At 64.9% G+C, this 6,412-nt stretch carries 5 protein-coding genes and 1 pseudogene; 5 read left to right on the forward strand and 1 reads right to left on the reverse strand.

The window, feature by feature from the left end; translation table 11 throughout:
- Positions 1-894 (forward strand): annotated as a pseudogene (locus Q8K05_RS11970) (ABC transporter substrate-binding protein); the annotation flags it as partial.
- A gap of 16 nt (positions 895-910) precedes the next feature.
- Here Q8K05_RS11970 and argE read toward each other — a convergent pair.
- Positions 911-2,116 (reverse strand): acetylornithine deacetylase, encoded by a 1,206-nt coding sequence (gene argE / locus Q8K05_RS11975; protein WP_305246826.1) that lies wholly within the window; start codon positions 2,114-2,116, stop codon positions 911-913.
- Positions 2,117-2,213: 97 nt separating this feature from the next.
- Here argE and Q8K05_RS11980 point away from each other — a divergent pair, with 97 nt between their 5' ends.
- From Q8K05_RS11980 to Q8K05_RS11995, 4 genes are read left to right on the forward strand one after another with little or no spacing between them, the layout of a single operon-like run.
- Positions 2,214-3,074: a decaprenyl-phosphate phosphoribosyltransferase gene (locus Q8K05_RS11980; RefSeq protein WP_305246827.1), complete on the forward strand. Its 861-nt coding sequence runs from the start codon at positions 2,214-2,216 to the stop codon at positions 3,072-3,074.
- On the forward strand, positions 3,071-4,012 hold the full coding sequence (locus Q8K05_RS11985) for a lysylphosphatidylglycerol synthase transmembrane domain-containing protein (protein WP_305246828.1): 942 nt from the start codon (positions 3,071-3,073) through the stop codon (positions 4,010-4,012). Before Q8K05_RS11980 ends, Q8K05_RS11985 begins: the two co-directional genes overlap by 4 nt.
- A gap of 52 nt (positions 4,013-4,064) precedes the next feature.
- The gene (locus Q8K05_RS11990) at positions 4,065-5,615 is read left to right on the forward strand and encodes a glycosyltransferase family 39 protein (protein ID WP_305246829.1); all 1,551 of its coding nucleotides are present in this window, start codon (positions 4,065-4,067) and stop codon (positions 5,613-5,615) included.
- Positions 5,603-6,268, forward strand: coding sequence for an HAD family hydrolase (locus Q8K05_RS11995; RefSeq protein WP_305246830.1), 666 nt, complete (start codon positions 5,603-5,605; stop codon positions 6,266-6,268). Before Q8K05_RS11990 ends, Q8K05_RS11995 begins: the two co-directional genes overlap by 13 nt.
- Positions 6,269-6,412: the final 144 nt, after the last annotated feature.

Genomic DNA, 6,412 nt, shown 5'->3' on the forward strand with positions numbered 1-6,412 from the left:
TACGAGCCCGACCGCTGCGCCGAAAACACCCGCAAGCTGATTGCCGATGACGTGATTGCGCTGTTTGTCTAGATTGGCACACCCACCAGCCTGGTGGCGCTGCCGCAGGCCATCAAGGCCAAAGTGCCCTTTATTGCCCCCTTTACCGGTGCCATGGCGCTACGCGAGCCGTTCAACAAATACGCCTTCCATGTGCGGGCCTCGTACAACGACGAAACGGCGCTGATCGTCAAGCAGCTGACCAGCCTGGGCTTGAAGAAAATTGCGGTTTTTTACCAGAACGATGCCTACGGCAAGGCCGGGCTCGACGGCGTGACGCTGGCGCTGGCAAGCCTGGGCCTCAAACCCGTGGCGCAAGCCACCGTGGAGCGCAACTCCGTGGACGTCACCAAGGCGGTCCAGACCCTGGTGGCGGCCGGACCGGACGCGGTGGTCCAGATCAGCGCCTACAAATCTTGCGCCGCCTTCATACGGGAAGCCAAAAAGACAGGTTATGGCGGCACCTATTACAACGTGTCCTTTGTCGGCACGCAGGCGCTGGCCGACGAGCTCGGCAAGGACGGTGCCGGCGTGGTGGTGTCGCAAGTCATGCCTTCGCCCTACAACGCGGCACGGCCGATTGCGCGCGAGTTTGTGGCCGCCGTGAAGGCCGCTGGCCAGGGGACCGAGGTCAACTTCTCCAGCATGGAAGGCTATGTGGCCGCCAGGCTGCTGGTCGAGGGACTGCAGCGGGCCGGGGGCAAGTTGACCCGCGACTCCCTGATCAACGGCCTGGAAGCCATCGGCAACCAGGTGCTGGGGGGCTTTTCCGTGTCGTTCTCGGCCACCGATCACGTCGCCTCCAGGTTCGTGGAACTGTCCATGCTGACCGGCGACGGGCGCGTGCGCACCTGACGGGTCTGGTTCCCCCTTACGCCAGGGTGCGGGTGGCGGCCAGTCCGCGCATGAAGGCCTGGCAGCGCGCCAGTTGCTCCAGGCTCACAAATTCGTCGGGCTGGTGCGCCTGGTGGATGCTGCCGGGACCGCACACCACGGTCGGAATGCCTGCGCTTTTGAACAAACCGGCTTCGGTGCCAAACGCCACCAGCGTGGTGCGCTCCTCGCCAGCCAGGCGTTGTGCCAGCTGGGTCACGGCATCCCCGGCCGAGCCCAAAAAGGCCGGCACTTCGCAAATCGTCTCAAAGCTGAAACCGGCCTCTGGTGCTATATTTTTCATAGCTACTTGCGCCCGTTCCGCATAGGCCAGCACCTCTTTTTGCATTAAAAATGCGTCGGCCGTGGGCAGATTGCGGAATTCGTAGCGAAACTCGGCATCGCGCGGCACCACATTGTCGGCAATGCCGCCATGAAACTGCCCGACGCTGGCGGTGCTGAACGGCACGTCAAAGCCCTGGTAGCGCGGCTCGCTCGCCTCAAAGCCTTCGGCCATATCGCGCACCTTGCCAATCACCCGCGCCGCCATCTCGATGGCATTGACCGACTGCGGCGTGAGCGAGGAATGCGCCTCCTTGCCGCGCACGCAGCACTTGTAGCGGTACACGCCCTTGTGCGCCGTGGCCGGCACCATGCTGGTGGGCTCGCCCACGATGCAGGCCAGCGGCGCAATACCGGCATCTTTCAGGTCGGCGATCAGCTCTTTGACGCCCATGCAGCCGACTTCCTCGTCGTAGCTCAGCGCCAGGTGCACCGCAAAAGGCGCGGCGCTGTTCAAAAAATCTTCGGCGTGGGCCAGCGCCATGCCGATGAAGCCCTTCATGTCGCAGCTGCCGCGGCCATAGAGCTTGCCGTCCGCGATGGTGGCCGAGAGCGGGTCCAGCGTCCAGTCCTGCCCGTCCCAGGGCACGGTGTCGGTATGGCCCGACAAGATAATGCCGGCGGACCTGCCTTCACCCAGCGTGGCAAACAGGTTGGCCTTGGTCTTGTCGGCGTTGGTGGTGATGCGGCTGGCCACGCCGAGCTTTTTGAGTTCGTCCTGCACAAAATGAATCAGTGCCAGGTTGGAGCGGTGGCTGACCGTGTTCATCTGAACCAGCGTCTGGATCAGTTGCAGGGCGCGCGGCGACACCGGGGCAAGCGCAAGGCCGGGCTGGAGGAGGGAGCCAGAAACAGAGGTCATGGCTCGATTCTGGCCGATTTGGCGATAGCCGGGGTCAGTTATGCTTGAACGCTGCTTTCAGCTTCGCATCCAGACCTGATTTTTTCCTCCATCCCAGATGCCTTCTTTTCCCTTGTTTGCCCTGATCCGGCTCATGCGCCCGCACCAGTGGCTTAAAAACACCTTTGTGTTTGCCGGCCTGGTGTTCAGCCAGGCCTGGCAAGACGGGCCGCTGGCGTGGCGGGTTGTTCAGGCCTTTGCCGCGTTTTGCTGCTTCTCCAGCATGGTCTACATCATCAACGACTGGCATGACCGCGCCAGTGACGCCCTGCATCCGGCCAAACGCCACCGGCCGCTGGCCTCGGGCGCCGTGTCGGCGCCCGCTGCGCTGGCGTTGGCGGGCCTGCTGCTGGTGGCGGGCCTGCTGCTGGTCGCAGGCAACCGCACGCTGCTGGTGGTGCTGGTGCTGTATGTCCTGCTCAACCTGGCGTATTCGTGGCGGCTCAAGCAGGTGCCGGTGGTCGATGTGTCCATCATCGCCACCGGTTTTATGCTCAGGCTGCTGGCGGGCACGCTGGCGGTCGGGATTCCGCCTTCCCGCTGGCTGCTGCTGACCGGTATTTTCCTGACCCTTTTTCTCGGGTTTTGCAAACGCAAGGCCGAGAGCTTTCAGGACGAAGCCAGCCAGCGCGCCGTGCTGGCGCACTACCCGGCCGCGCTGCTCGACACCTTTATCGCCGTGACCATGACCGCGACGCTGACCACCTACAGCCTGTTTGCCACCAGCCCCGAGGCGCAGCTGCAGCACGGCGAGCGCCTGCTCTACACCGTGCCCGTGGTCATTTTTGGCATGCTGCGCTACACCTACCAGGTGCACCGCGGCTGCGGCGAAGACGTGGCGCGCGACCTGCTGCGTGACCCGTGGATTCTGGCGGCAGGCGCGCTCTGGCTGCTGCTGTTTTTGAGTCCCTGGCTGTGACACCCGGGGCCGGGCCGCCAGTCAAACTGCCTATCAAGCAACTGCTGCTGGTGCTGGGCGGGGTGGCTACCGCTTATGCGGCGGCGCTGCTGGTCTGGGGCGATAGCCCCAAGGCCTCGCTGGCCAGTTTGTGGTCCTGGACCGGCCTGCAGGCGTCCGCCCTGTGCCTGCTCAGTTATGCGCTGCGCGGCTTGCGCTGGCGGCTCTGGATGGCGCACTACGGGCGCCATTTCGGGCCGCTGCAAGGGCTCCGCCTGTATTTGGCGGGCTATGCGTTCACGCCCACGCCCGGCAATGTCGGGGAAGCCGTCCGGGGCCTGATGCTGGCGCGCCAGCCTTTGAGCGCCGGGCAAAGCCTGGCCATTTTTGGCGCGGAGCGACTCGCCGACTTGCTCTGCCTGCTGCTGCTGTGCCTGCCCGCCGTGGCTTGGGTGATGGGGCAGGGCGCCCTGCGCGCGGCGCCTCCCTGGCTGCTCGGGCTGGTGGCGGCTGGCGTGCTGGCGGCGCTGGGGCTGCTGGCCGTCATCCTCCGGTTCCGGCTTGCGCTGCTGCAGCGCTTTAGCTGGCTGCAGGGCGCCTGGCGCTGCCTGGCCATGCGCCCGTGGGTCTGGTTCGGCCTGACGCTGACCGCCTGGGCCGCGCAGGGCCTTGCCGTGTGGCTGATTTGCCGGGACATGAATGTGTCCCTGGCGCTGCTGACGGCCACCGGCTTTTACGCGGTGGCCATGGTGGCCGGCGCCTTGTCGGCCTTGCCCGCCGGGCTGGGCGGCACCGAAGCCGTGCTGGCCGGTTTGCTGGTGGCCTACGGCGCCACGCCCGGCCAGGCCTTGAGCATCACCGTGCTGACGCGGCTGCTCACGCTGTGGCTGGCGGTGGCCATCGGGCTGGTGGCCTTGCTTTATAGTGCGGCCATTCGCAAAGAAATCAGTTTTCGGTAACGGCGGCCCCGCGCCCTTTTTGTTGCCGTTCTTTTCCCTTTTTCAGTCCGCCATGCCCCAGAATCCCGCGTCCGCCCCTTCCCCTGAAAATTTCCCCGCCACCCTGAGCCGCTGGCTGCTGGCCGTCGGCCTGGGCTCGCTGCTGCTGCGGTTCTGGCTCGCGGTGCGCTTTCCCGTCAGCGGCGACGAGGCGCTTTTTTACTGGTGGGGCGTTTATCCCGACTGGGGCTACTCTGACCACCCGCCCATGGTCGGCTGGCTGATTGCCCTGATGCGAAGCACGCTGGGCGACAGCCTCTGGTCGATTCGCCTGCCTGCGGTGCTGCTGCCGCTGGGGCTGGGCGCGGCGCTCTGGTGGGCGCTCAAGCCGGTGGACCGGGTGCGCGCGGCCTGGGCCGTGCTGTTTTTCTGGCTGGCGCCGCTGAACTGGCTCAACATGCTGGTCACCACCGACACGCCGCTGATCTTCTGGTCGGTGCTGTCGGTGGCCGCCTTGCTGCGCGCCGAGCGCCGCGCGCAACTGGACCGCGCCGCGTACGGCCTGTATGCGCTGTCGGGGCTGTTCCTGGGCTGCGCGTTTTTGTCCAAGTATTTCTCGGTGGTGCTGGGGCTGACCTACCTGGTTTATTTTGGCCTGTACCGCCGCGACCGGCTGGCGGGCCTGGGCCTGCTGGTGCTGTGCGCCCTGCCGGGGCCGGCCATCAACATCGCCTACAACCTGTCGCATGGCTGGTCCAACATCATGTTCAACGTCTACAACCGCAACGAAGATGCGGTGTTTGAATGGCGCAAGCCGCTGATGTACCTGGGCATGATGGCCTACCTGATCACGCCAGCGGCGCTGTGGCTGGCCTTCAAGCACCGCCAGGCGCTGCGGCAGACCGCCAAAACCCAGCGCCTGCTGGCCTGCCTGGTGCTGGTGCCGCTGCTGTTTTTCACCCTGTTGTCCGCCAAAAAGGTCATTGGCCTGCATTGGGTACTGTCGTTTTATCCGTTTGGTTTTGCCTTTCTGGCGTTTGCCCTGCCGGCCGACAAGCTCAAGACCTGTGCCAAAGGGCTGGCGGTGTTTGCCGGGCTGCATGTGGCGGTGGTCGGCGTCCTGTACCTGGGCACGCTGGACGACTGGAAGAGCACCAAGCTGTACCCGCAAATCATCCGCAGCTACAAAACCGCTGAAATTCTTCAGCAGGTGCAAAGCCCGGGCGTGGTCTTGATGGCGGAGTCCTACACCGCCGCGTCGATTTACGGCTTTGAGCGGCGCCAGTACATGCCGGTGTTTGGCGTGGGAAGGTTTCACGCGCGGCAAGACGACATGCTGGTGGACTTTTCGGTGTACCAGGGCAAAACCGTGCGCGTGATCACGTCTGACGCGCCCAGGCTGGAAGAATTCAAACCCTATTTTGAGACGGTCACCGTGCTCAGTTTCATGCAGAGCGGTGTGCCGCTTTATGCCGTGGAAGGCACGGGCTTCAACTACGAGGCCTACCGCCAGGGCGTGCTGGGCAAGGCGTTCAGGCTGTTCTACAACATCCCGTCCTGGCTGCCCATGACAGGATGCCCGTTTTGCGAACGCTACTGCGGCCAGGTGCGATGTCCGCGGTAAATCCGCCCGTGGTCATCGCGGCCTTTGACTTTGACGGCACGCTGACCCATGGTGATACGTTTCTGCCGTTTCTGGCGCGCGGCCTGGGCTGGCCGCGCTTGTTGTGGGCGATGCTGCGCTGCTCGCCCTGGCTGGCCGCTTACGCCCTGCGCCTGGTCCGCAACGACGTCGCCAAAGCGAAGTTGATGCGGGCCACGCTCAGCGGACTCAGCCTGGCCGAGGTGGACGACTGGCGCGCGCGCTGGCTGGCGCAAGACTTTCGCGGCCAGTTGCAGGACTGGACGCTGGCGCGGCTGGCCTGGCACCAGCAGGCCGGGCATTGCTGCGTCATCGTCAGCGCCTCGCCCGACATTTACCTCACCCACGTGGCCGAGCAGCTGGGCCTTGACGGCCTGATCTGCACCGAAATGGAAGTGGTCCACGGCGAGGAGGGCGCTTGCCTGACGGGCCGCATGCGCACGCCCAATTGCCACGGCGCGCAAAAAGTGCTGCGCTTGAACCATTGGCTGACGGCGCGCTTTGGCGCGGCGTCCCTCGGCGCCATGACGCTGTACGCCTACGGCGACACCGCCGGCGACAAACCGCTGCTGCGCCTGGCCCAGCACGCCTGGTATCGGGGCAAGCCGTGGAAAGACGCGCTGCCCGGTGCCTGATGCCGCCCCGCCGCCTTGTTTTTTAGAAAATAATGTAACTACTCCGCATCCCCGATTTCCTCCTTCCCGCCTTTGGGGGAAGGTTGGGATGGGGGCTCCTGGCAGCGCTCAACCATGCCGCAAGCCCAACTACTCTTTCCAGAG

The sequence above is a fragment of the Polaromonas sp. genome (assembly GCF_030682935.1).
Taxonomy (GTDB): Bacteria; Pseudomonadota; Gammaproteobacteria; order Burkholderiales; family Burkholderiaceae_C; genus Polaromonas.